The 23,183-nt window shown below is 68.5% G+C and carries 17 protein-coding genes; 7 read left to right on the plus strand and 10 right to left on the minus strand.

The features are described from left to right. Positions 1-41 precede the first annotated feature (41 nt). The 4 genes from G4D86_RS22235 to G4D86_RS22250 form a co-directional block, all read right to left on the minus strand. Entirely contained in the window at positions 42-980 is a 939-nt protein-coding gene (locus tag G4D86_RS22235) for a TerC family protein (RefSeq protein ID WP_163996020.1), read from the minus strand. A gap of 72 nt (positions 981-1,052) precedes the next feature. Beyond that, positions 1,053-3,197, minus strand: coding sequence for a glycogen debranching protein GlgX (gene glgX / locus G4D86_RS22240; RefSeq protein ID WP_163996021.1), 2,145 nt, complete (start codon positions 3,195-3,197; stop codon positions 1,053-1,055). Continuing rightward, the gene (treY, locus tag G4D86_RS22245; protein WP_163996022.1) at positions 3,194-6,295 is read right to left on the minus strand and encodes a malto-oligosyltrehalose synthase; all 3,102 of its coding nucleotides are present in this window, start codon (positions 6,293-6,295) and stop codon (positions 3,194-3,196) included. The genes glgX and treY overlap by 4 nt, the downstream gene beginning before the upstream one ends. Before the next feature lie 170 nt (positions 6,296-6,465). Next, positions 6,466-6,783, minus strand: a complete 318-nt coding sequence (locus G4D86_RS22250) for an SWIB/MDM2 domain-containing protein (protein WP_163996023.1) — start codon at positions 6,781-6,783, stop codon at positions 6,466-6,468. A gap of 387 nt (positions 6,784-7,170) precedes the next feature. On the opposite strand from G4D86_RS22250, the gene G4D86_RS22255 reads away from it, so the two are divergent. The 5 genes from G4D86_RS22255 to G4D86_RS22275 are packed head-to-tail and all read left to right on the plus strand — an operon-like array spanning position 7,171 to position 15,936. Further along, entirely contained in the window at positions 7,171-8,151 is a 981-nt protein-coding gene (locus G4D86_RS22255; protein ID WP_163996024.1) for an NAD-dependent epimerase/dehydratase family protein, read from the plus strand. 56 nt (positions 8,152-8,207) lie between these two features. Next, the gene (locus G4D86_RS22260) at positions 8,208-8,873 is read left to right on the plus strand and encodes an HAD family hydrolase (protein WP_163996025.1); all 666 of its coding nucleotides are present in this window, start codon (positions 8,208-8,210) and stop codon (positions 8,871-8,873) included. Positions 8,874-8,885: 12 nt separating this feature from the next. Then, positions 8,886-10,496 (plus strand): NPN-dependent hydroxyacid isomerase, LarAH14/15/16 family, encoded by a 1,611-nt coding sequence (gene larAH / locus G4D86_RS22265; protein WP_163996026.1) that lies wholly within the window; start codon positions 8,886-8,888, stop codon positions 10,494-10,496. An 8-nt stretch (positions 10,497-10,504) separates the two neighbouring features. Next, positions 10,505-14,911 carry an AMP-binding protein gene (locus G4D86_RS22270; protein WP_163996027.1) on the plus strand — a complete coding sequence of 1,469 codons (4,407 nt, stop codon included), beginning with the start codon at positions 10,505-10,507 and terminating at the stop codon, positions 14,909-14,911. Then, positions 14,908-15,936 carry an NAD-dependent epimerase/dehydratase family protein gene (locus G4D86_RS22275; protein WP_163996028.1) on the plus strand — a complete coding sequence of 343 codons (1,029 nt, stop codon included), beginning with the start codon at positions 14,908-14,910 and terminating at the stop codon, positions 15,934-15,936. The genes G4D86_RS22270 and G4D86_RS22275 overlap by 4 nt, the downstream gene beginning before the upstream one ends. Before the next feature lie 20 nt (positions 15,937-15,956). Here the strand turns inward: G4D86_RS22275 and G4D86_RS52190 are convergent, their stop codons facing one another. Then, a complete protein-coding gene (locus G4D86_RS52190; RefSeq protein ID WP_205519686.1) occupies positions 15,957-16,109 on the minus strand; it encodes a hypothetical protein in 153 nt (50 codons plus the stop codon). Then, positions 16,110-16,991 (minus strand): GGDEF domain-containing protein, encoded by an 882-nt coding sequence (locus G4D86_RS22280; RefSeq protein WP_163996029.1) that lies wholly within the window; start codon positions 16,989-16,991, stop codon positions 16,110-16,112. It lies immediately after the preceding gene. Between the two features lie 229 nt (positions 16,992-17,220). Between G4D86_RS22280 and glgC the strand changes: the two genes are divergently transcribed. Further along, on the plus strand, positions 17,221-18,450 hold the full coding sequence (glgC, locus tag G4D86_RS22285; RefSeq protein WP_163996030.1) for a glucose-1-phosphate adenylyltransferase: 1,230 nt from the start codon (positions 17,221-17,223) through the stop codon (positions 18,448-18,450). Between the two features lie 8 nt (positions 18,451-18,458). Continuing rightward, positions 18,459-18,977, plus strand: coding sequence for a GNAT family N-acetyltransferase (locus G4D86_RS22290; protein WP_163996031.1), 519 nt, complete (start codon positions 18,459-18,461; stop codon positions 18,975-18,977). A 7-nt stretch (positions 18,978-18,984) separates the two neighbouring features. Here the strand turns inward: G4D86_RS22290 and G4D86_RS22295 are convergent, their stop codons facing one another. The 4 genes from G4D86_RS22295 to add all read right to left on the minus strand — a co-directional run bounded on the left by G4D86_RS22295 (position 18,985) and on the right by add (position 23,183). Further along, positions 18,985-19,440 carry a hypothetical protein gene (locus G4D86_RS22295; protein WP_240360408.1) on the minus strand — a complete coding sequence of 152 codons (456 nt, stop codon included), beginning with the start codon at positions 19,438-19,440 and terminating at the stop codon, positions 18,985-18,987. Positions 19,441-19,595: 155 nt separating this feature from the next. Further along, positions 19,596-21,020 (minus strand): RtcB family protein, encoded by a 1,425-nt coding sequence (locus G4D86_RS22300; RefSeq protein ID WP_163996032.1) that lies wholly within the window; start codon positions 21,018-21,020, stop codon positions 19,596-19,598. Between the two features lie 157 nt (positions 21,021-21,177). Then, complete coding sequence (locus G4D86_RS22305) at positions 21,178-21,957, minus strand: SDR family oxidoreductase (RefSeq protein ID WP_163996033.1); 780 nt, start codon at positions 21,955-21,957, stop codon at positions 21,178-21,180. Positions 21,958-22,022: 65 nt separating this feature from the next. Then, positions 22,023-23,183 carry an adenosine deaminase gene (gene add, locus G4D86_RS22310; protein WP_163996034.1) on the minus strand — a complete coding sequence of 387 codons (1,161 nt, stop codon included), beginning with the start codon at positions 23,181-23,183 and terminating at the stop codon, positions 22,023-22,025.

Here is a 23,183-nt window from a genome sequence, read left to right on the forward strand (position 1 = left end):
CTCAAGTTGCAAGCAAAACGCGGGGTTGAGCGGCCCACCCCTCAGCTCTTCCCCGGCTCTTCCTCGGCGGCCTTGGGCCAGATGAGCGAGGCGAGAATCGCCGCCAGCAGGATGCCGCCAATCACGCCCAGCGACAGGCCGATGGGGATGTGGATGTCGAAGTACGTGATGAGCATCTTCACGCCGACGAAGGCCAGAATCGCGCTCAGGCCCAGCTTCAGCAGGTGGAACTTGTCCATCAGGCTGGCCACCACGAAGAACAGCGAGCGCAGGCCCAGAATCGCGCACACGTTGGACGTGTAGATGATGAAGGCGTTCTGGCTGATGCCCAGCACCGCGGGGATGGAGTCCAGGGCGAAGAGCAGGTCCGTGGCCTCCACCACCAGCAGGACGATGAACAGCGGCGTCACCTTGCGCCGCCCGTCCTCGGTGAGGAAGAAGCGGCTGCCCTCCCCCTGGCGCGACACTGGCAGCACCCGGCGGGCGAGCTTGACGATGCCCTTCTGCTCCGGGTCCATCTCCTCGTCCTTGGAGAAGAGCATCTTCACCGCGGTGAAGACGAGGAACGCGCCGAAGACATAGATGAGCCAGTGGAAGCGCAGCACCAGCGCCGCGCCGGCGATGATGAGCACCGCGCGCATGACGAACGCGCCCAGGATGCCCCAGAAGAGCACGCGGTGCTGGTGCTCCGGCGCCACCCGGAAGTAGCTGAACACGAGAAGGAAGACGAAGAGGTTGTCGACGGAGAGCGCGTACTCCACCACGTACGCCGTCAGCCACTGGAGCCCTTCCGTGGGGCCGAAGAAGCGCCAGATGAAGGCACAGAAGGCGAGGCTGATGGTGATCCACACCACCGTCCAGACACCCGCCTCCTTGGGCGTGACCACATGTTCCTTGCGGTGGAACAAGCCGAGGTCCATCGCGAGCATCGCGAGGACGAAGACGTTGAAACCCACCCAGAGCGCGACTTGCGTGTTCACGTGAGAGTCCTGGTGCAGTGTGCCGCCGGGGCGCACCCTATCGGCGGCGCGTCCGGGCGTCGACCCCCGTGTCTACTCCGTCGCCGGCCGGCGCAGCACCACCACGGAGCGTCCGGCCGCCTGCACCTTGCCGCCCGCGGGCGTGTGCGTGCGCTGCGACTCTCCCGCCGCCGCCGTGTCCACCACCAATTCCCAGTCCGCGCCCCACTCGAGCGCCGGCAGCAGGAAGCTGATGGGCTCATGGTGCGCGTTCATCAGGACCAGGAGCGTGTCCCCGACAATGCGGTTGCCCTCGTCGTCCGGCGTGGCGATGGCGTCTCCGCCCAGGAGGAAGGCCAGGGAGCGCACATAGGGCTTCTCCCAGTCGTCCTTCTTCATCTCCTTGCCGTCCGGCCGGAACCACGCGAGGTCCTTCAGCTCGCTGTCCCACATATGGGCGCCGCGGAAGAAGCGCCGCTTGTGCAGCACCGGCTGCTCGCGCCGCAGCTTGGCCATGCTGCTGGTGAACTCCAGCAGCGCCCGCTGCTTCTCGTTCAGCTCCCAGTTCACCCAGGACAGCTCGTTGTCCTGGCAGTAGGCGTTGTTGTTGCCGCGCTGGGTGCGCCCCATCTCGTCGCCGCCCACCAGCATGGGCACGCCCTGGGACAGGAAGAGCGTGGCGAGGAAGTTGCGCTTCTGCTGCTCGCGCAGGGCGTTGATCTTGGGGTCCGCCGTCTCGCCCTCCACTCCGCAGTTCCAGGAGTGGTTGTCGTTGGCGCCGTCCCGGTTCTCCTCGCCGTTCGCCTCGTTGTGCTTCTCGTTGTAGGTGACCAGGTCGTGCAGCGTGAAGCCGTCATGCGCGGTGACGAAGTTCACGCTCGCCGTCGGCTTGCGCCCCGACAACGAGTACAGGTCCGAGCTGCCGGTGAGCCGGTAGCCAATCTCCGCCGCCTGCCGGTCATCGCCCTTCCAGTAGCGCCGGATCGTGTCGCGGTACTTCCCGTTCCACTCGCTCCACAGCACCGGGAAGTTGCCCACCTGGTAGCCGAAGTCGCCCACGTCCCAGGGCTCGGAGATGAGCTTCACCCGGCTGAGCACCGGGTCCTGGTGGATGATCTGGAAGAAGGCCGCGCGCGTGTCGTAGCCGTGCCTGTCCCGGCCCAGCGTGGTGGCCAGGTCGAAGCGGAACCCGTCCACGTGCATCTCCTCCACCCAATAGCGCAAGGAGTCGGTGATGAGCTTCAGCGCGTACGGGTTCGTGGCGTTCCACGAGTTCCCGCACCCGGTGACGTCCATGTAGTAGCGCGGGTCCTTGTCCGTCAGCCGGTAGTACGCGCCGTTGTCCAGGCCCTTGAAGGACAGCGTGGGGCCGTGGTGGTTGCCCTCGCAGGTGTGGTTGTAGACGACGTCGAGGATGACCTCGATGCCGGCACGGTGGAGCGCCTTCACCATGCCCTTGAACTCGTCCACCTGCTCGCCGCGAGAGCCCGAGGCGGCGTAGCGCGAGTCCGGCGCGAAGTAGCCCAGGGTGTTGTAGCCCCAGTAGTTCACCTTCCCGCGCTGGATGAGGAAGGGCTCGTCCACGATGTGGTGGATGGGCAGGAGCTCCACCGCGGTGACGCCCACCTTCTTCAGGTGCTCGATGCTGGCCGGGTGCGCCAGCCCCGCGTAGGTGCCGCGCAGGGGCTCGGGCACGCGCGGGTGCAACTTCGTGAAGCCCTTGACGTGCAGCTCGTAGACGACGGTGTCGTGCCAGGGGATGCGGGGCAGCGTGTCGCCTTCCCAGTCGAACGCGTCCGTCAGCACCACCGCCTTGGGCACGCCCGCGGCGTCGTCGCGCGTGTCCAGGACGAGGTCCTCGTCCTTGCCCGTCGCGGGGGCCGGGTAGCCGTAGATGGGGGCCTTGTAGTCCACCTTGCCGTGGATGGCCCGGGCGTACGGGTCCACCAGCAGCTTGGCGGGATTGAAGCGCAGGCCCTTCTTCGGCTCATGCGGGCCGTGGACGCGCAGGCCGTAGAGCGTCCCGGGCTGCAGCTCCGGCACGTAGCCGTGCCAGACGTGGTGGTTCGTCTCCAGCAGGGGAAACCGGCGGGTCTCCTTCGAGGGCTCATTCGGGTCGAAGAGGCAGACCTCCACCTTCTTCGCATGCTCGCTGAAGACCGCGAAGTTGACGCCCTGCCCGTCAAACGTGGCGCCCAGGGGAAACGGCTTCCCTGGAAGCACCTCGGCCCGCCTCATCCCGTGCTCCTCTCCAACAGCACCACCGGGAACTCCGCCAGGAGCGGTCCGAGGGGCAGCACCACGCCGCCCGGCCCACGCTCCGGCCGCACCTGACGCCCGGTGAACACACTGCGGAACATCATGCCCGCATATGCCTCGGGAAGGTCGAGGAACGTGCTCCCGTACGCGCCGGACAGGCCTTCCGGGGAATCCAGAGCGGACAGGGTGTAACGCGGTGCACAGGCCAGCACCACCGCGTCCCCGTGCTCGCGGGCGAAGGCCACCGCCGCCTTCGCGCGGGGGCCCGTCAAGTCCAGCGCCCGGTAGCCGCCGGAGCGGAACAGCACCGGCTGGCGCTGGCGCAGCCGCAGCGACTCGGCGAGGACGAAGAGCTTCACCCGACCGTCAGCCATGTCCGCCGTCAGCCGCGCGCACAGCCCGGCCCTGTCGCTGGCGGCCTCCGCGTCCAGCGCGTCCAAGAGCCGCGCGCGCTGGCTGAAGTCCACCGGCCGCCGGTTGTCCGGGTCCACGAGGGACAAATCCCACAGCTCGCAGCCCTGGTACGTGTCCACCACGCCGGGCGAGGCGAGCTTCAAGAGAAGCTGGCCCAGGGCGTTGTGCTGCCCCGCGCGCTCGAGGTGACGCTTGAATTCGCGCACGTCCTCCAGGAAGGCGCCGCCATCTTTCTCGTCGAAGCAGCGGTCCACGAAGCGCGCCACCGCGTCGTCGTAGGCGCCGTCCGGGTTGGTCCACGAGGTGCGGACCTTGGCCTCCTTCATGGCCTTGGCCATGTACTCGCGCACCCGGCGCTGGAAGTCCGACAGCTCCTCCTTGGAGTGGCCCTCGCCCATGGGCCAGGCACCCACCACCGTCTGGAAGAAGAGGTACGCGTCATTGGGCGACGGCGCGGGGCCGGAGGGCAGCGCCGTGACGAACTTCTCCACGAGGCGGGACCACTTCTTCACCCGCTTGCGCCACTCCTCGGGCACCTCGGACAGCACGTTGATGCGGGCGCGCACGTCCTCGCTGCGCTTGGTGTCGTGGGTGCTGGAGGTGAGCTGGCTCGCCGGCCAGCGCTCCGCGCGCTCCTGGTTGCGCAGGTGGAAGGTGGTGGCGCGCACGCCGAAGCGCTCCGGCTCACCGCCCACCTCGTTGAGGCTCACCAGCCGGTTGTAGATGTAGAAGACGGTGTCCTCCAGCCCCTTGGCCATGACGGGCCCCGTCACCTGCTGCAGCTTCATGGTGAAGCGCAGCATGACGGCGCGCTCCTGCTCCTGGGTGTGCTCGGGGTAGCGGCGCAGGAGGATGTCGCGGAGGAAGTCGAAGATGGAGGCGTTGGTGGTGGCGTTCTTCTCCTTGGCGCGCTGGATGGTCCACTCGACGTACTGCACGTCGCGCGCGTCCAGCTCCGGGCGCCAGCCGTCCACGTAGGTGCGGTAGACGGGGAACAGGGCGATGAACTCCACCAGCGCGCGCCGCAGCGAGTTGAGCGTGAAGTCGCGCGTGCGGCGGTTCATCTCGGAGATGCGGTTGAGCTCGTGGGCCAGCACGTTGAGCTCGCTGGCCATGGACACGCGCATGATGAGCAGCTTCTTCTGGTAGACGAGCTCCGCGAAGTCGGTCTTCTCGCCGACGAAGCGCTCGTAGATGTCCGTGAGGGCGGCCTCCGCCTCTGGCTGGACGAAGATGCCGCTCACCGCGTTGGCGTAGCGGTAGCCGGTGGTGCCGTGCACGGCCCAGGACTCGGGCATGCGCTCGCGCCCGCCCTGAATCTTCTCCACCACCACGTACAGCGCCTTGCGCAGCGGGCTGTCCGGGTGCGCCGTCACCTCCGCGCGCCAGCGCTCGCGCAGCGCCGTCTCCACCGCGGACCAGCGCGTGTCCGCGTCGCCGTGGTCCTTCAGGAACAGGGCCTGGGCGCGCTCCACGAAGAAGCGCTCCTGCAAGTCGAGGAAGTAGGCGGTGGGGTCGAACAGGCCGTCCGGGTGGTCGATGCGCAGGCCGGTGACAAAGCCCTCGCGCAGCCAGCGGAAGATGAGCGCGTGCGCCTCCTGGAAGACGTCCGGGTCCTCCTCGCGGAGGGCGGCCAGGCCGTTGATGTCGAAGAAGCGGCGGTAGTTGATTTCCTCCCCCGCCACGCGCCAGTGCGCCAGCCGGTAGCTGCTCGAGGCCAGCACCGAGTCGAGCAAATCAAATGAGCGCGCGTTGCCGGGCTCGCCGTTGAAGACGCGGACGTTGTCCTCGATGTAGGCCGTCACCTCGGGACTGGCGGCCGACACCGCGGCGAGCCGGCGCTTGATGACCTCCTTCTCCCGGTGGCGCTCCACGACCTTCGCCCGCTCCACCTCGGTGCGCGCCGGCAGGTGCTCAATCGCGGTGAGGACGGAGAGCAGCTCCACCATGCACGGGTGCTCGCCGCCGAGCTTCGCCTCCAGCCGCTCCAGCCCGTGCCGGAGGATGCGCGCGTACTGGCGGGGCGCCACCGGCAGCAGGTGGTCGTAGTAGTGGACGAAGAAGGCGCCTTCCTTGAAGGACAGCTTCAGCTCGCCGCGCTCCAGGACGATGCCGTACTGGTCGCCCAGAATCGGCAGCAGCACCTTGTCGCGCAGCTCCTCCTTCACCGGCGCCCAGTCGATGTCGAAGTACTTCGCGTAGACGGACGAGGGGCCGTTCTCCAGCACGTCGAACCAGAGCCGGTTGTCCCGCTCGATGCCCATGTGGTTGGGCACCACGTCCAGCAGCTGCCCCATGCCGTGCTCGCGCAGGGCGGAGCACAGGGCGAAGTGGTCCTCCGCCGAGCCCACCTCCGGGTTGAGCTGCTGGTGGTCCGTGCAGTCGTAGCCGTGGGTGCTGCCCGGCGTCGCCTTGAGGTACGGCGAGGCGTACAAGTCACTCACCCCCAGCCGGGCGAGGTAGGGCACCACCTCGCGGGCCTGCTGGAAGGTGAACCCCTTGTGGAGCTGCACCCGGTACGTGGACAGCGGCGTGTGGGGCCGGGAGTCCAGGTCCCCCTGTACACGTGTGTAGAGGCCCTCGGCCAGTGCCTCGGCGCTCATGGTGGCGCCCCCCGCCTCGTGAGAGGCAGTCTCCTCTTCGTCCAGACCGTCGCGCAGCATTCGGCCCTGAGGTAGGTCCTACGGAGACCTTCCGCCAGCACGCAGACGTCCGTCCGCCCTCTATCCAACGCTCCATGGGGCCGCGGGGCCCCATAGAAGAGCAGAGGGCCCGCCGCGCATCGCGCGACGAGCCCTCGAGTACGGCTACTGCCAGAGACTTCCGGCGGTGCTCAGCTCAGCTGCTTGTTCACCAGCGCCGTCATCTCGAACATGGTGACGTTCTTCTTGCCACCGAAGATGGGCTTCAGCTTGTCGTCGGCGTTGATCTGCCGCTTGTTCTTGGCGTCCTGGAGGCCCTGCTTCTTGATGTAGGCCCAGAGCTTCTTGACGACCTCGGTCCGGGGCAGCGGCTTGGGGCCGACGATCTCAGCGAGCGCGGCAGAAGGGGTCATCTCCTTCATGAACGACGCGTTCGGCTTGCGCTTCGCGCCAGCGGGAGCCTTCTTGGCAGCGGGAGCCTTCTTCGCAGCAGCTTTCTTGGCGGCCATTCGTCTTGAGTCTCCTCCCCTCCGAAGGGGACGTTGTACGGCTTTGCTTATGTGAAGCTAGAGCCGATGCGGCGTAGAAGTAGCACGCCCAAGGCCGAAAAACAGCCCTCTGATGCGCTTTTCCCTCGGGAATCCCTCGGAAGAACGCCTCTGGAGGCCGAGAATCCGGCCCCGCAGCACGGTTTTCCCTCGGGAGCACGGTGCGCGCAACGCCGCCGGAGGCCGAAAAATCGGCTCGGGAGCGCGTTTCTCCTCGGGGAATAGGCTTCGGAACGCTTCCGGAGGCCGACAAACCGGCTCCGCCGCAGCCGGCTGCTCGGAGGAGAAGAGGACATCCGCTCGGGATTCTCCTTGCGGACGTGGTGTGTTTTTTTGGATGAATCGCCCATGAAAGCCCTCATCACCGGTGCCGGAGGCTTCCTCGGAGCCTGGCTGGCGAAAGCCCTGGCGGCGCGCGGGGACACCGTGACGTGCCTCCTCCGCCCTGGAGGTGACGCCTCCGCGCTGGCCGGCGTCACCTATACGCGGGTGGACGGAGACGTGACGGTCCCCGCCTCGCTGGCCCCCGCCGTCGTGGGCCAGGACGTCGTCTTCCACCTCGCGGGCGCACGACGCGGCGCGACGCGAGACGACTTCATGCGCGTCAACGCGGAGGGCACGCGTCATCTATGCGACGCCATGGTGGCCGCCGGACACCGGCCGCGCCTGGTGCTGGCCGGCTCGCTGGCCGCCATGGGTCCGTCCTCCCCCACCCGCCCCCATGTAGAGGAGGACGCCTTCCACCCCCACGAGTGGTACGGCGAGAGCAAGGCGGAGGCTGAGCGCATCGCCTTCTCCTATGGAGACCGGCTGCCGGTGACGGTGACACGTCCCCCGCGCATCCTCGGCCCCGGCGACAGGGAGAACCTCACCTTCTTCAAGCTGGCGAAGAAGGGCATCCGCCTGGAGCTGACCGGCGGCCCCCGCCCGCTGACCATGGTGGACGTGGAGGACGTCGTGGACCTCATGCTCCTCCAGGCCGAGCACCCCAGGGCCCTGGGCGAGGCCTTCTTCTGCGCGGGCCCCGGCGAGCCCCTCACCCTGGAAGCGGTGCAGGACGTGGGGGCGAAGGCGCTGGGCCTGCACCCCCGCACGGTGCGTCTGAGCCCCCGGGTGCTCCAGGCCCTGGCCTCGGCGGCGGACGGCGTGTCGCGGGTGACGGGGCGGAAGCTGCCGCTGAATCGGAAGCTGGCGCGGCAGCTGCTCGCCCCCGCCTGGACGTGCTCCGGGGCCAAGGCCGAGCGCCTGCTCGGTTTTCACCCCCGGCGCGACCTGGGCGACTCCATCCGCCGCAGTGCGGAGTGGTACCGCCAGCAGGGCTGGTTGTAGAGATTTGCCGTCGTTGACCACACCCCCCCAGGAGTGTCAGGAAGCCCGCTGCCCCCATGCCCGCGAAAGCTGCCTTTTTCGATGTCGACGGGACGCTCGTGAAGACGAACGTCGTCCACGTCTACGCGTACTACGCGATGAACCGTGGCTCGGTCCTGGGCATCGCCGGAAGGACGCTGAGCACCGCCGTCAGCGTGCCCCTCTTCGGCGTCATGGACGTCCTCGACCGCAAGACGTTCAACGAGTTCTTCTACCGCTATTACGCGGGGTTGAGCGAAGACCGGCTCGTCACGATTGCCCAGGACATGTTCGAGGACGTGCTGCAGCCGGCCCTCTTCGAGCAGTCCCAGGACCTCATCGACCAGGCCCGCCGCAGCGGGTGCAAGGTGGTGCTCGTCACCGGAGCGCTGGACTTCACCATGCGCCCGCTCGCCCGCCACCTGGGCGTGGACGACATGATCGCCAACAAGATGCAGTTCGTGGGCGGCAAGGCCACCGGCAAGGTGATTCCGCCCATCATCGAAGGCGCGAACAAGGCCAACGCCATCCGCGCCTACTGCGTGAAGGAGGGCCTGGCGCTGGACCAGTGCCACGGCTACTCCGACAGTGCCTCCGACTACGCGATGCTCGCGGTGGTGGGTCGTCCCACCGCGGTGAACCCGGACATGCGCCTGCGCTCCATCGCGCGCGCGTACAACTGGCCCATCCTCGACCTCAAGTAGGCCCCGTTCCCCATGCGCCCGTTCAAGACGCTCCAGAAGCTGTACGACGAGGAAAGCCAGGTGGTCATCACGGAGAAGGGCAGCCCGCCTCGGGCGCTCTTCTACGGTGAGGGCTTCCTGCAGGAAGACCTGCCCGTCGGTACGCGGGTCATCTTCCCCCGCCCCCCGCTGGCCGGCGTGCCCAACGTCAAGGCCGCCATCCGCTGGGCCATCAACCACCCGGAGGGCATGGAGCCGCTGCACGCCCTGCTCAAGCCGGGCATGCGCCTGACGTGCGTCATCGACGACATCAGCGTGCCGCTGCCGCCCATGGTGACGCCGGACGTGCGCCAGTCCATCCTGGAGGTGGTGCTGGAGCTGGCCGCCGACAGCGGCGTGGACGACATCCACCTCGTCATCGCCAACGCCCTGCACCGCCGCATGACGGAAGCGGAGATGCGGCGCATGGTGGGGCAGAAGATCTACGACGCGTTCTACCCGGACCGTTACTACAACCACGACGCCGAGGACCCGGACGGCATCGTCGCGCTGGAGCGCACCTCGCACGGTGAGGAGGTGTCCGTGAACCGCCGCGTGGCGGAGAGCGACCTCATCATCTACGTGAATGTGAACTTCGTGCCCATGAATGGCGGGCACAAGTCCATGGGCACCGGCGTGTCCAACTACGCCTCGCTGCGCCACCACCACAACCCGAAGACCATCCGCGAGTCGGACTCCTACATGGAGCCGAAGGCGAGCGCGCTCTACAGGAGCAACGAGCGCATCGGGAAGAACATCGACAAGCACCTGAAGGTCTTCCACATCGAGACCTCACTGAACAACCGCATGTTCGGCGCGCCCACGGACTTCCTCGCCAAGAAGGAAGAGGACTACACCGAGGGCGACCGGCTGAAGTTCCAGGCCATGCGCTACGCGCTGTCGAAGATGCCACGCGCGATGGCGCGCAAGGTGCTCAGCGCCGTGCCCGCGCCCTATGACGTCACGGGCGTGTACGCCGGAGCCACCGAGCCCGCGCACCAGAAGACGCTGGAGACGAGCTGGAAGCAGTACGTGGTGCCGGTGGAGGGGCAGAGCGACATCGTCATCTTCCCCATCCCCTTCATCTCGCCGTACAGCGTCAACTCCATCCTCAACCCGCTGCTCGTGCAGGTGATGGGGCTGGGCTACTTCTACAACCTGAACCGCGGCGTGCCGCTGGTGAAGAAGGGCGGCGTGCTGATTCTGCTGCACCCGGCTTACGACGAGTTCGACCCCGAGCACCACCCCAGCTACATCGAGTTCTTCAACCGGCTGCTGCCGGAGACGCGCGACTCGATGAAGCTGGAGCACAAGTACGAGAAGGAGTTCGCGGAGAACCCCAGCTACGTGCACCTGTACCGCAAGGGCAACGCCTACCACGGCGTGCACCCCTTCTACATGTGGTACTGGGGCGAGAACGGCCGGCAGCACGTGGGCAAGGTCATCGTCGCGGGCGCGGAGAACAACCACGTCCCGGCCCTGATGGGTTGGGACCGCACCGACACCCTCACCGAGGCGATTGAAGAGGCGCGCGGCTTCATGGGCCGCTCGGCCACCATCAGCCTGCTGCGGATTGCTCCCACGGTGATGGTGGACGTGAAGTGAGGCCGGTCATGAGTCAGCCGCAGCTTCCCGAGCTGAACGTCTCCCGCGTCTTCACCGGCAAGCGCCTGCTGTTCGCGGGCTCCACCGGCTTCGTGGGCAAGGTGACGCTGTCCATGCTGCTGCACCGGTACGGGCAGGAGCTGGACAAGGTGTACGTGCTGGTCCGCAAGGGCAGCGCGGCCTCCGCCGAGCGGCGCTTCTTCGACAAGGTGGCCACCAGCGAGCCCTTCCAGCCGCTGCGCGACGCGTACGGCGACGCGGGCGCCCTGGAGTTCATCCGCAAGAAGTGCCACGTGCTGGACGGTGACATCACCGACCCGTGGGTGGGCCTGGAAGAAGCCCAGGTGGCCGAGCTCACCGGCAAGGTGCACGCCTTCATCAACTGCGCGGGCCTGGTGTCCTTCAACCCGTCGCTGGAGGTGGGCCTCAACGTCAACACCCACGGCGTGAAGTACGCCGCGGAGCTGGCGGTGCGCTGGGGCGTGCCGCTGGTGCACATGTCCACCGCCTTCGTGGCCGGCAACCGCGACGGGCTCGTCTTCGAGGACGAGGAGGTCCGCGGCTACTTCCCCCGCCGGGACGAGCTGGACGGACGCGACTTCAGCCTGGAGCAGGAGCTGGCGGACGCGGAGCGCATCGTCGCCCGCCTGCGCGAGCAGGCCGACGACAAGGCCCTCACGTCCACCTTCCGCAAGAAGGCGTTGGACCGGCTGGCCGAGGAAGGCCGCGACGTCAACGACGAGAAGACGCTGCGCCTGGCGGTGGGCCGCGAGCGCAAGCTGTGGCTGAGCGGCGAGCTGGTGCGCGCCGGCATGGAGCGCGCCGCGCACTGGGGCTGGCCCAACACGTACACGTACACGAAGTCCCTGGGCGAGCAGGTGCTCGCGAGCACGCCGGGGCTGCGCTACGCCATCGTCCGGCCCTCCATCGTGGAAAGCGCGATGCACTTCCCCTTCCCCGGGTGGAACGAGGGCTTCACGACCTCGGCGCCGCTGGCCTTCGCGGGCATCAAGGGGCCGGGCGGCATCCCCGCCGGTGAGAGCACCATCCTGGACATCATCCCGGTGGACCAGGTGGCCGGGGCCACCATCGGCATCACCGCGCACTCCATCGAGGTGGAGGAGCGGCGCGTCTACCACCTGGCATCCGGTGACGTGAATCCGTTCTACGCCAGCCGCTCCGTGGAGCTGGTGGGCCTGTACCGGCGGCGCTACTACCGCAACCGGGAGACGGGCAACGCGCTGATGAACTCGCTGCGCTCGCGCCTGGAGCCGCAGCCCGTCAGCAAGAAGGAGTTCGAGCTGTTCAGCGCGCCCATGCTGGTGCGCGGCGCGAAGTTCCTGAAGAAGGCCATCGACGAGGTGCGGCCCGCCTGGGGCGCGCCCGGCGTGCAGGCCATGCTGGACAAGGCGAAGGTGTCGCTGGACGACGTGGAGCAGCAGAACCAGGGGCTCATCGCCCTCACGGACCTGTTCCTCCCCTTCCTCTACGAGAACCGGTACGTCTTCCGCTGCGACAACACGCGCTCCGTCTACACGCGCATGGCGCACACGGACCGGCTGAAGGTGCCCTGGGCCCCCGAGCACATCGACTGGCGCGCCTACTTCATGGAGACGCACCTGCCCGGCCTGGAGAAGTGGGTGTTCCCCGGCCTGGAGGAGGAGCGCGAGAAGCGCACCGTCATCCCCGCGCACAGAGATTTGCTGGAGCTGCTCGAGGCGACGGTGCACGCGTACCGGCACCGGGTGGCCTTCCGCATGGTGGCCGGCGAGCGCGAGGAGCGCTTCACCTTCGGCGAGGTGCACCGCTACGCGTCGCGCGTGGGCAGCTTCCTGCTCGGCAAGGGCATCAAGCACGGCGACCGCGTGCTGCTGGTGTCGGAGAACCGGCCCGAGTGGGGCATCTGCTACTTCGGCATCCTCCGCGCGGGCGCCACCGCCGTGCCGGTGGACCCGGGCCTCAGCGAGGCGGAGCTGCTCAACATCTCCCGCCGCGCCGAGGCGCGTGCGTGCCTGCTGTCCGAGGACGCCGCCCATGACTTCCCCGGCCTCGTCACCGCGCTGGGTGACAGCGTCACGGTGGCGAGCCTCGCGGAGGCGATGACGGGCGACCCGGCGCACCCGGACCGCATCGGCCCGGTGAAGAAGTCCGCGTCCGCGGACGACCTGGCCAGCATCATCTTCACCTCTGGCACCACGGGCACGCCCAAGGGCGTCATGCTCACGCACCGCAACTTCGCCTCGCTGGTGGCGAAGCTGGCCGGCGTGTTCGACATCGGCGTGGGTGACGGTGTGCTGTCGGTGCTGCCGCTGCACCACACCTTCGAGTTCTCCTCCGGCTTCCTCACCCCGTTCTGGCGCGGGGCGGAAATCACGTACATCGACGAGCTGACGTCGGACCGGCTGGGCGAAGTGTTCGAGACGGGCCGCATCACCGCCATGGTGGGCGTGCCCGCGCTGTGGCAGCTGCTGCACCGCAAGATTACGCAGGAGTTCGCCAGCAAGCCGCCCTTCGTGGAGCAGGCGCTCAAGGCGCTGATGGCCACGCACGGCGAGCTGCGCAACCGGGGCAACATCAACCTGGGCAAGCTGTTGTTCTGGCCGGTGCACCGCAAGTTCGGCGGTCGCATCAAGGTGCTCGTGTCGGGCGGCTCGGCGCTGCCGGATGAGGTCCACAAGGCCTTCCACGAGCTGGGCTTCAACATCACCGAGGGCTACGGCCTGACGGAGTCCGCGCCGGTGCTGTCGGTGACGGAGCCCGGCAACAAGCGCCAGCCCGGCACGGTGGGCCGGCCGCTGCCCGGCATCGAGCTGCGCATCGCCAACCCGGACAACGACGGGCTGGGCGAGGTGCTCGCGAAGGGCCCCAACGTCATGCCCGGCTACTTCGGGGACCGCGAGGCCACGGACGTGGTGCTCAAGGAGGGGTGGCTCCACACCGGCGACCTGGGGCGTCTGGACGCGGAGGGCCGGCTGTACCTCGTCGGCCGCGCGAAGGACGTCATCATCGACCACAACGGGAAGAACATCTACCCGGACGAGCTGGAGGAGCTGTACCAGGAGCACCCGCACATCAAGGAGCTGTCCATCGTCGGCCTGCCCGACGAGGCCGGCGGCGAGAAGGTGGCGTGCCTGTGCGTGCCGGACTACGGCGAGCGCCCGCGTGAAGAGGTGCGGCGCGAGGTGGAGGAGCACTTCCGCAAGGTGAGCGCGGACATGCCCTTCTACCGCCGGGTGAAGGTGCTGCGGCTGTGGGACGGCGAGCTGCCGCGCACCGCCAAGCGCAGCGTGAAGCGCAAGCAGGTGGTGGAGGAGCTGCAGCGGCTGGAGCGCATGGCCGCCAGCGCCAGCAAGGCGCGCGAGAAGGTGGCCAACCCCGGCAGCGGCGGCGTGGGCGACTGGCTCTACCCGCTCATCGCCGAGGTCTGCCACCGGCCGGTGGCGGACGTGCGGCCGGATGCGCTGCTCACCGGAGACCTGGGCTTCGACTCGCTGATGCTCACCGAGCTGTCGTCAGCGCTGGAGGGCGCGGGCGTGCCGCTGCCCGCCATCGAGGACCTGACGCAGGTGCAGACGGTGGAGGACCTGCGCAAGGTGGTGCTGGCGTCCGGCAAGCGCCCCACGGTGGAGACGCGGGCGAAGGACATCAGCAAGGAGAACGTGCGCGCGGAGGAGGTGGAGATTCCGGTGCCCGAGGTGGTGGCAGACGTGGGCCGTCAGCTCCTCGCCTTCGGGCAGAAGGTGCTCTACGGCGGCGTCTTCGACACCAAGGTGACGGGCAAGCCCTTCATCCCGCAGAACCGCAACTTCCTCGTCATCGCCAACCACTCCAGCCACCTGGACGCGGGGCTGGTGCGCGTGGCGCTGGGGGACCAGGGCGAGCGGCTCGTGTCGCTGGCGGCGCGCGACTACTTCTTCAACACGCCGCTCAAGCGCGCGTGGTTCGAGAACTTCACCAACCTCATCCCCATTGAGCGGCAGGGCTCGCTGCGCGAGTCGCTGCGCATGGCGGGCGAGGCGCTGCGCCAGGGCTACAACGTCCTCATCTTCCCGGAGGGCACGCGCTCCACCACCGGGGAGCTCCTGGAGTTCAAGTCCACGCTGGGCTACCTCGCCCTCACCTACAGCGTGGACGTGCTGCCGCTCTACATCGAGGGTGCCTTCGACGCGCTGCCCAAGGGCACGGTGTTCCCCAAGTCGAAGAACCTCGAGGTGCACATCGGCCCGGCGCTGGAGCACGAGACGCTGCGCGCGCGCGTGCAGGGCATGGCGCGCTCCGAGGGCTACCGCTACGCCACCCGCATCGCCGAGGACGCGATGCGCGCGCTCAAGGCCGGCCGGGTGCTGGACCTCAACGCGCAGGAGCCGACGTCGACGGCGCTCACCCGCGCCTCCACCGGAGGGAAGGACTCGTGAAGCTGCTCGTAACGGGAGGCACGGGGTTCCTCGGCTCGCACCTGGTGCCGCGGCTGGTGGCGGCGGGGCACGCGGTGCGGCTCATCGGCCGCTCGAAGCCCTCGGGCACGGCCTTCGCGGGCGCGGAGTACGCCCCTGGTGACTTGAAGGACCGGGACGCGGTCCGTCGCTCGCTGGCGGGCGTGGACGCCGTCTACCACCTCGCGGGGCTCGTCTCCTTCCAGCCGAAGGACGCGCGGAAGATGTTCGAGCTGCACGTTGACAGCACGCGCGAATTGCTGCGCGACGTGCGCGAGGCCGGCGTGAAGCGCGTGGTGCTGGCCTCCACCTCCGGCACCATCGCGGTGTCGAAGGAGGAGCACGTCGGCACCGAGAGCGACGACTACCCGATTACGGTGGTGGGGCGCTGGCCGTACTACCTGTCCAAAATCTACGAGGAGAAGCTGGCGCTGGAGTACTGCCGCAAGCACGCCATTCCCCTCGTGGTGCTCAACCCCAGCCTGCTGATGGGGCCGGGCGACGACCGGCTCTCCTCCACGTGGACGGTGGTGAAGTTCCTCAACCAGGAGATTCCGGCCATGCCGGGCGGCGGCATCTCCTTCGTGGACGCGCGCGACGCGGCGGACGCCTTCGTCAACGCGCTCACCCGGGGCGAACTCTACGGCCGCCATCTCATGGGCGTGAATCTCTCCATGGTGGACTTCTTCAAGCGCCTGGAGCGCATCACCGGCGTGCCCGCGCCCCGGCTGCGCCTGCCCTCACAGGTCAACGTGCTGGGCAGCAAGCTGCTGGAGCGCTGGGCGAAGGTGCGCGGCACCAAGCCCGTGTTGGACCCGCAGGAAGTCGAGATTGGCGAGCACTGGTTCTGGCTGGACGCGTCCAAGGCGGAGGCCGAGCTGGGCTTCCGCGCGCGCGACATCCACGAGACGCTCTCCGAGACGGTGCAGCACATCTACGGGAAGATGCCGCCGCAGGCCCTGCCGGGCACCAAGGGCCGGCTGAACGACTTGCGCGAAGGCACCTGAAGTACCGCGGGGCCTACCGCTCAGCGCCCGACATGGCCCCGCGCGTCTTCCACGAGGCGCGCGGCCCAGGGCTCGGAGCGGTGGCTCCACACCCAGGCCGCGCCGAGGAAGCCGAGCCCCAGCAGCACCAGCAGCAACCGCGCGAAGGTGGAGGGGCCCGCTTCCTTCGCCACCTAGCCCACCACCCGGTTGCGGCCCGTCTTCTTCGCCTTGTACAGGTTGGCGTCCGCGACCTTGATGAAGTGCGGGGGCTCCGTCATGTCCTGCGTCATCTCGCCCACGCCGATGGAGATGGTGACCGGAATCTCCTTCTCGTCGTAGACGAAGGTCTTCTCCGCGATGAACTTGCGGATCTTCTCCGCGAACACACGCGCCTTGTCGGGCCCGTCCTCGGGCATGACGAGGGCGAACTCCTCGCCGCCGTAGCGGGCGAAGCACTGCTCGCGGCGCACCATGCGCTTGATGGACTGGGCCAATTCGCGCAGCACGTAGTCCCCGGCCAGGTGGCCGTGGACGTCGTTGATCTGCTTGAAGTGGTCGATGTCGAACATCATCAGCGTGAGCGAGCGCTGGTAGCGCGCGGAGCGCCCCATCTCCTTCTCGAGGTACTCGAGGAAGTAGCGCTTGTTGTTGATGCCGGTGAGGCCGTCGGCAATCGTCAGCGTGTAGATGGTCTCGTGGTACTGGGTCTCGATGTTGTCGCCATCGAGGAACTTGAAGATGGAGCCACCCACCTTGATGAGGTCCCCGCTGCGCAGCGGCGAGGCCTGCAGCACCTCCTGGTCGTTCAGGTAGGTGCCGTTGGTGGACCCCAGGTCCTCCACGAACATCCGCCCCCCGTGGCCGCGAACACGTGCGTGCCGGCGGGAGACGTTGTCCAGGTCCACCCAGATGTGGTTGCCCTGGTCTCGTCCGATGGTGAGCTCGGAGTCGATGAGGTACTTCTTGCCCAGCTCGGGACCATGAATCTGCACGAGGCAGCACTCGGTGCTGCGCTCGGAACTCACGTCCTTGAGCGTGGAGATTTTTGTAACGCGGGTTTCGTCTCCGGACATCGCGAGGGAAGGCTAGCAGCCCGCCCATCTCCGGGGAAGCCGCGCAACCCGCTTGCTCAGGCCGCAGCGAGGGCTCCCTCGGGAACCCCCGACGGGGCGCTTCTCCCACATCCAGCGCCTCTCGTGGAGGGTGGAGGACCTGAACAGGCGGTTCGGCACTCAACGAAGGCGGGCAAGCGGGCACGTGTGCCCTTGTCGGACGGGGGCGGCCGGTTAACGTCGGCGGCCTATGTCCAAAGTGCTGGCAATGATTCTGGCAGGAGGTGCGGGGACCCGCCTGGAGCCGCTCACCCGTGAGCGCGCGAAGCCGGCGGTGCCGTTCGGCGGCCGCTACCGCATCATCGACTTCGTCCTCTCCAACTTCGCCAACTCCGGCGTGTACCGGATGAAGGTGCTGACGCAGTACAAGAGCGACTCGCTGAACAACCACCTGTCCCGGGCGTGGCGGATGACGGCCTTCCTGGGCCACTACGTGGAGGCGGTGCCCGCGCAGATGCGGACCGGCGTGGACTGGTACAAGGGCAGCGCGGACGCCATCTACCAGAACCTCAACATCATCACCGACGAGGAGCCGGACCACATCTTCGTCTTCGGCGCGGACCACGTGTACCGGATGGACACGCGGCAGATGCTGGACTTCCACTGCGCGAAGAAGGCCGCGTGCACGGTGGCCGCGATTCCCGTCCCCATTGAGCAGGGGCGCGAGTTCGGCATCATCGACGTGGGGCCGGACGGGCGGATGCTCCAGTTCCTGGAGAAGCCCAAGAATCCCCCGCCCATGCCGGGCAACCCGAAGATGTGCCTGGCCTCCATGGGCAACTACCTCTTCACCACCGACGTGCTGGTGCAGGAGGTGGTGCGCGACGCGGCCAACGAGACGAGCGCGCACGACTTCGGCAAGTCCATCATCAGCGAGCTGTACAAGACGGCGCCGGTGTACGTGTACGACTTCGCCACGAACGAGATTGGCGGCCAGGAGGAGAAGGAGCGCGGCTACTGGCGGGACGTGGGGAACATCGACGTCTACTACGACTCCAACATGGAGCTCGTGCAGGTGGACCCGGTGTTCAACCTGTACAACGACCGGTGGCCCATCCACACGCAGCCCAACAACTACCCGCCGGCCAAGTTCGTCTTCGCGGACAAGGAGAACAAGCGCGTGGGGCACGCCACGGACTCGCTGGTGGCGGAGGGCTGCATCATCTCCGGCGGCCACGTGAATCGCTCGGTGCTGTCCCCGAAGGTGCGCGTGAATTCGTACTCGGAGGTGGAGGACTCGCTCCTCTTCGAGAACGTCACCATCGGCCGGCGCTGCCGCATCCGCCGGGCCATCATCGACAAGAACGTGGAGATTCCGCAGGGGACGACGATTGGCTACGACCCGGTGGAGGACAAGCGGCGCTTCCACGTCACGCCGAGCGGGGTGGTGGTCATCCCCAAGGGCATGAAGGTGACCTGAGGTACGGCATGGGTGCGGCGGGGGGCCTCCACCTCAGGCCGGCGCGAGAGTCGGACCGGCGCACCCTGTGGCGCATCCACACGCAGGCGGTGGAGGCGCACTGCCGGGACGTGTACGCGCCGCACGAGGTGAACACCTGGGTGCGGCTGCTCCGGCCAGAGGGCTACCTCCGGCCGGACAAGCCCCGCACGGTGCTGGTGGCCGAGCGCGGCCGGCGCCTGGTGGGCTTCGGCCAGGTGGACACGCGCGCGGGGGAATTGGAGGCCCTCTACGTGGTGCCGGACGAGGTGGGCCAGGGCGTGGGCTCCACCCTGCTGGCGGCGCTGGAGTCCGTGGCGTGGCGCGAAGGGGTGCCGCTGCTCGGCCTGGACGCCAGCCTCAACGCGGAGGCCTTCTACCGGCGCCATGGCTACGTGTGGATGCACGCGGCCCGGCGCCCGCTCACGCCCGACGTGCAGCTGGCGTGCGTGAGGATGCAGAAGCGGCGGCCGGCCTCCACCCTCCGGGAGGAGCCGGCCGCGCGCTGAACCGTGGCTAGGTGAAGGCGGCGCGGACTTCGGGCTTGCGCAGCACCACCAGCGCCCAGATGCCCAGCGGAATGCCGAAGCAGCCGCAGGGGCCGCAGCACGGGATGAGCGCGAGGATGCCGGCCGTCATCGCCAGCCCGTAGCTCTGGAGGCCGCGCATCTTCAGCGCGCCCAGGAAGATGAGGCCATTGAGGATGACGTACGGCACCGTGAAGACCAGGCGCCCGCCCGTGGACGTGAGGAACTCTACGAACCCCCGCATCGGCGCCATGTTGGGGTCCTGCATCATCTGCTGCACCTGCGCCATCTGGTCCGCGTTGACGGGGCTGACGAGGCCATAGAGGCCATAGAGGAACGTCAGCGCCGACGTCACCATCAGCAGGATGGCCGGCAGTGACACGGCTTCACGCGCCTGCGCGGGCGAGCCTCCGGGCGACATCGGCGTGCCGAAGTTGTTCTCCATGTTCCCCTCTTCCCTCGAATGACATGGGTGGTGCGCGGGCACCGGCCCGGGCGAGGGCATTCCACCCGGAGAACGGCGGACACGCCAAGTGAAATGACGTGTCCGCCGGACAGGTGACGCTTCCGGAGCCGATTTTCCGGCCCCGGAAGCGTCCTTCAGGCCTTGAAGGTGAGCAGGGGCTTCAGCCGCGCCACCTCGCGGACGATGCCGGCCTCCACCTGCGAGTCCACCACCGGGCGGATGGGCTTGTACGCCGCGGGCGCCTCCTCCACCCGCCGCTCCGCCCGCAGGCTGATGCAGTCCACCCCGGTGAGGCCCAGCGCCGCCTCGCTGTGGTCCGCCCCGCCGCGCGACATGCTGAAGCGCGAGCGCGCCCGCCCTGCCCCATGGGACGCGGACTCCAGGGACTTCGCGTCGCCACACCCCACCATGAGGAAGGACGTGGCCCCCATGGAGCCGGGGATGATGACGGGCTGCTCCGCCCCCGCCGGGCAGGCGCCCTTGCGCGCCAGCCACCCGCCCTCGTACGGGAGCGTGAGGTTGTGCGGCACGTCGTAGACGAGCGGTGCCTCCACCTCGCCGAACAGCTCGCGCAGCGTCTGGCGCAGCAATTCCGCCAGCAGCAGCCGGTTGAGGAAGGCGTAGTTGGCCGCGGTGGCCTCCGCCTCCAGGTACTCGGCCACCAGGCGCTCATCCCCCAGCGGGAGGATGCCGCTGTCCGGGAAGGGCTGGCCCGCGGGCCACGCCTTGCGCGCCCGCTCCTGCCAGGCCACGCCCACGTGCTTGCCCACGTCGCGGCTGCCGGAGTGGACCATGAACGCGAGCTGTCCCTCGCGCACGCCCCACTGCCAGGCCCGCGCCCGGTCCTCCACGGCCTCCACGCGCTGCACCTCGACGAAGTGGTTGCCCCCGCCGACGGTGGCCAGCCCCGCGTCACGCACCACGCCCTCGCGGGTGAAGGCGTCGGGTGCCCAGGACGGGTGGCCCTTCAGCCCGCCGCCCAGGTGGATGCGGTCCACCTCCGCGTCGAGCTGCTTCAGGTCCGCCCGCCCCACGCACCCCAGCGGCTGCTCCAGCGTCTCCAGCAACCAGCCGGGGATGCCGTCGCGCAGCAGGGCTTCAGCGGCGCGAGAGGACATGGTGACGTCCCGCGTGCCGAAGAAGTAGTGGCCCTTCATCCGCTCCACGAAGGCGTCCCGCTTCGCGAGGAAGGTGTCCACGGAGAGGTCCGCGACGTGCAGGCGCATGCCGCAGTTGATGTCGGTGCCGATGGCACCGGGAACGACCAGACCCCGCGTGTGCAGCACCGAGCCGATGGCCACACCGGAGTCACCGGGGTGGAAGTCGGGGGTGGCGCGCACGCGCAGCACCTGGCCGCCGCCCGGGTGCTTCAGGGCGGCGAGGTTGGCGAGTTGCCGGAAGGCCTTGCCCTCCACGGGCAGGTCCGGCGGGAGGAGCACCTCGGCGGGCGGCGCATTCGCGTCGTCCAGGAGGCGCACGGAGTAGAGGCGACCGTCATAGGTCACCTCGAGCCCCTCACGGGCAAGCGCCCGCAGGAGCCGATTCAGTTTCGGCTGCATGACCCAGCTCAGGAATGCCCCGGCGCGCGCACGCATGCACAGCGCCAGGGGGACGTGACGGAGAGATAGGGGGACCAGGGTTCAGCAGCCGCGGTCGCCGGAACGGCGCAAGGCCGTCCTCACCGTGCACGGACGGGAGCGGGGAGGATTCCTGACGCTACACGGCGGAGGACAGTCCGCCGTCCACGTTGATGGCGGCGCCGCTGATGTAGCCGCCCCGGGGAGACAGCAGGAAGGCGACGAGGTCCGCGAACTCCTCGGCCTTGCCCACCCGGCCCAGCGGAATTCCGGCGTGGCGCGCCATCTCCGTCTGGAAGGACTCCACCGGCTTGCCCACTTCCTGGGCCCGGCGCACCCACTGGCCGCTCTCGATGATGCCCACCAGCACGGCATTCACGCGGACGCCGTGCGGGCCGAACTCCTTCGACAGCGCCTTCGTCAGCGCCATGCCCGCCGCGCGAGACACCGATGACGGCGTGGAGTGCGCGCCCGGCGTCTTCGCGGAAATCGCCAGCACGTTGACGATGGAGCCCCCGCCGGACTCGCGGATGAACGGGAGCGCCTGGCGCGCGGCGCGGACGGCCGCGAAGAGCTTGAGGTTGAGGTCCTCCTCCCACTCCGCGTCCGTCACCGACAGGAAGGGCCGCGCGGCCGCGGAGCCGGCGTTGTTCACCAGCGCGTCCACCCGCCCGAAGCGCGCGTGCGCCGCGTCCACGAAGTGCTCCACCTGCCAGGCCTTGGACACGTCGGCCTGGACGGTGAGCACGTCCCCGCCCTCGGCGCGCAGGGAGTCCGCGGTGGCCTCCAGGCGCTCCATGCCCCGGGCACACAGCGCCACCTTCGCGCCCTCCCGGACGAGCCTCCGGGCCACCGCCGCCCCCAGCCCGTCCGAGCCCCCCGTCACCAGCACCACCTTGCCACCGAGCTCCAGGTCCACGTGTCGTCTCCTTCGTTGCGCCAGGCACGGCGGCTGGCGCGCACACCGAGCCGGAAGCTACGCCATCACGCCGGCTGCTTCATCGCCGTCCGCTTCTTGTCGAAGGCGGCCAGCGTGGTCGCAATCTCCTGGTTCACCGCGCGCAGCATGTCCTGCTTCTCGCGGAACGGGAGGAACGCGCTCTTGAAGCCGGAGACGAGGATGGTGACCAGGTCCTCCAGCGACAGGCCCAGCTCCTTGTGCGCCACCCACAGCTCCTTCGTCACCGTGGTGTCGGTGATGAGGCGGTTGTCGGTGTTGATGGTCACCCGCAGGCCGTAGTCGAAGTAGAACTTCAGCGGGTGCGCCGCGAGGCTGGACACCGCGCCCGTCTGCACGTTGGACGTCGGGCAGACCTCCAGCGGAATCCGGTGGTCGTTGACGTAGTTGAGCAAATCGCCGTCCTCGCGCAGCCGCGTGCCATGGCCGATGCGGTGCGCGCCCAGGTTGTGGATGGCCTGGGAGATGGACTCGGGGCCGTAGGCCTCGCCCGCGTGCGCGGTGCAGTTGACGTTGTTCTTGAGGATGAGCTGGAAGGCGTCGCGGTGGTCCTTGGCGGGGAAGCTCGCCTCGGCGCCGGCGAGGTCGAAGCCGATGACGCCCCGGTTCTTGTAGGCCACGGACAGCTCGGCCAGCCGCATGGACGTCTGGGGGTTGATGTGGCGGATGCCGCAGACGATGACGCCGCACTTGATGCCCGTCTCGCGCTTGGCGGCGCGCAGGCCCTCCAGCACCGAGTCGATGACGGTGGTCATCTTCAGGCCCTTCTGGAGGTGGAGCGCGGGCGAGTAGCGCACCTCCAGCCAGCGCACATTCTCCGCGGCGGCGTCCACCGCCAGCTCGTACGCGGCGCGGTAGAGGGCGTCCGCCGTCTGGAGCACGGAGAGCGTCACGTCGAAGGCGACGAGGTACTCCTCCAGGCTCTTGCACACCTGGCCCATGTGGATGGCCCTGGCCAGGCCGTCCTCGGTGTCCGCGGGCAGCTTCACCTTCTGCTGCTCGGCCAGCTCCAGAATCGTCTTCACCCGCATGGAGCCATCGAGGTGGCAGTGCAGGTCCGTCTTGGGCAGCGCGAGGAGCAGCTCCTCCGTCACCGCCAGCGTCGGGGGCGGCACGAAGTCCGTCCGCCGGGCGGAGGAGGGGATGCCGGTCGCGTTGGGAAACTCGTCTTCACGAATGGTAGGCAT

The sequence above is a fragment of the Pyxidicoccus caerfyrddinensis genome (assembly GCF_010894405.1).
Lineage (GTDB): Bacteria > Myxococcota > Myxococcia > Myxococcales > Myxococcaceae > Myxococcus > Myxococcus caerfyrddinensis.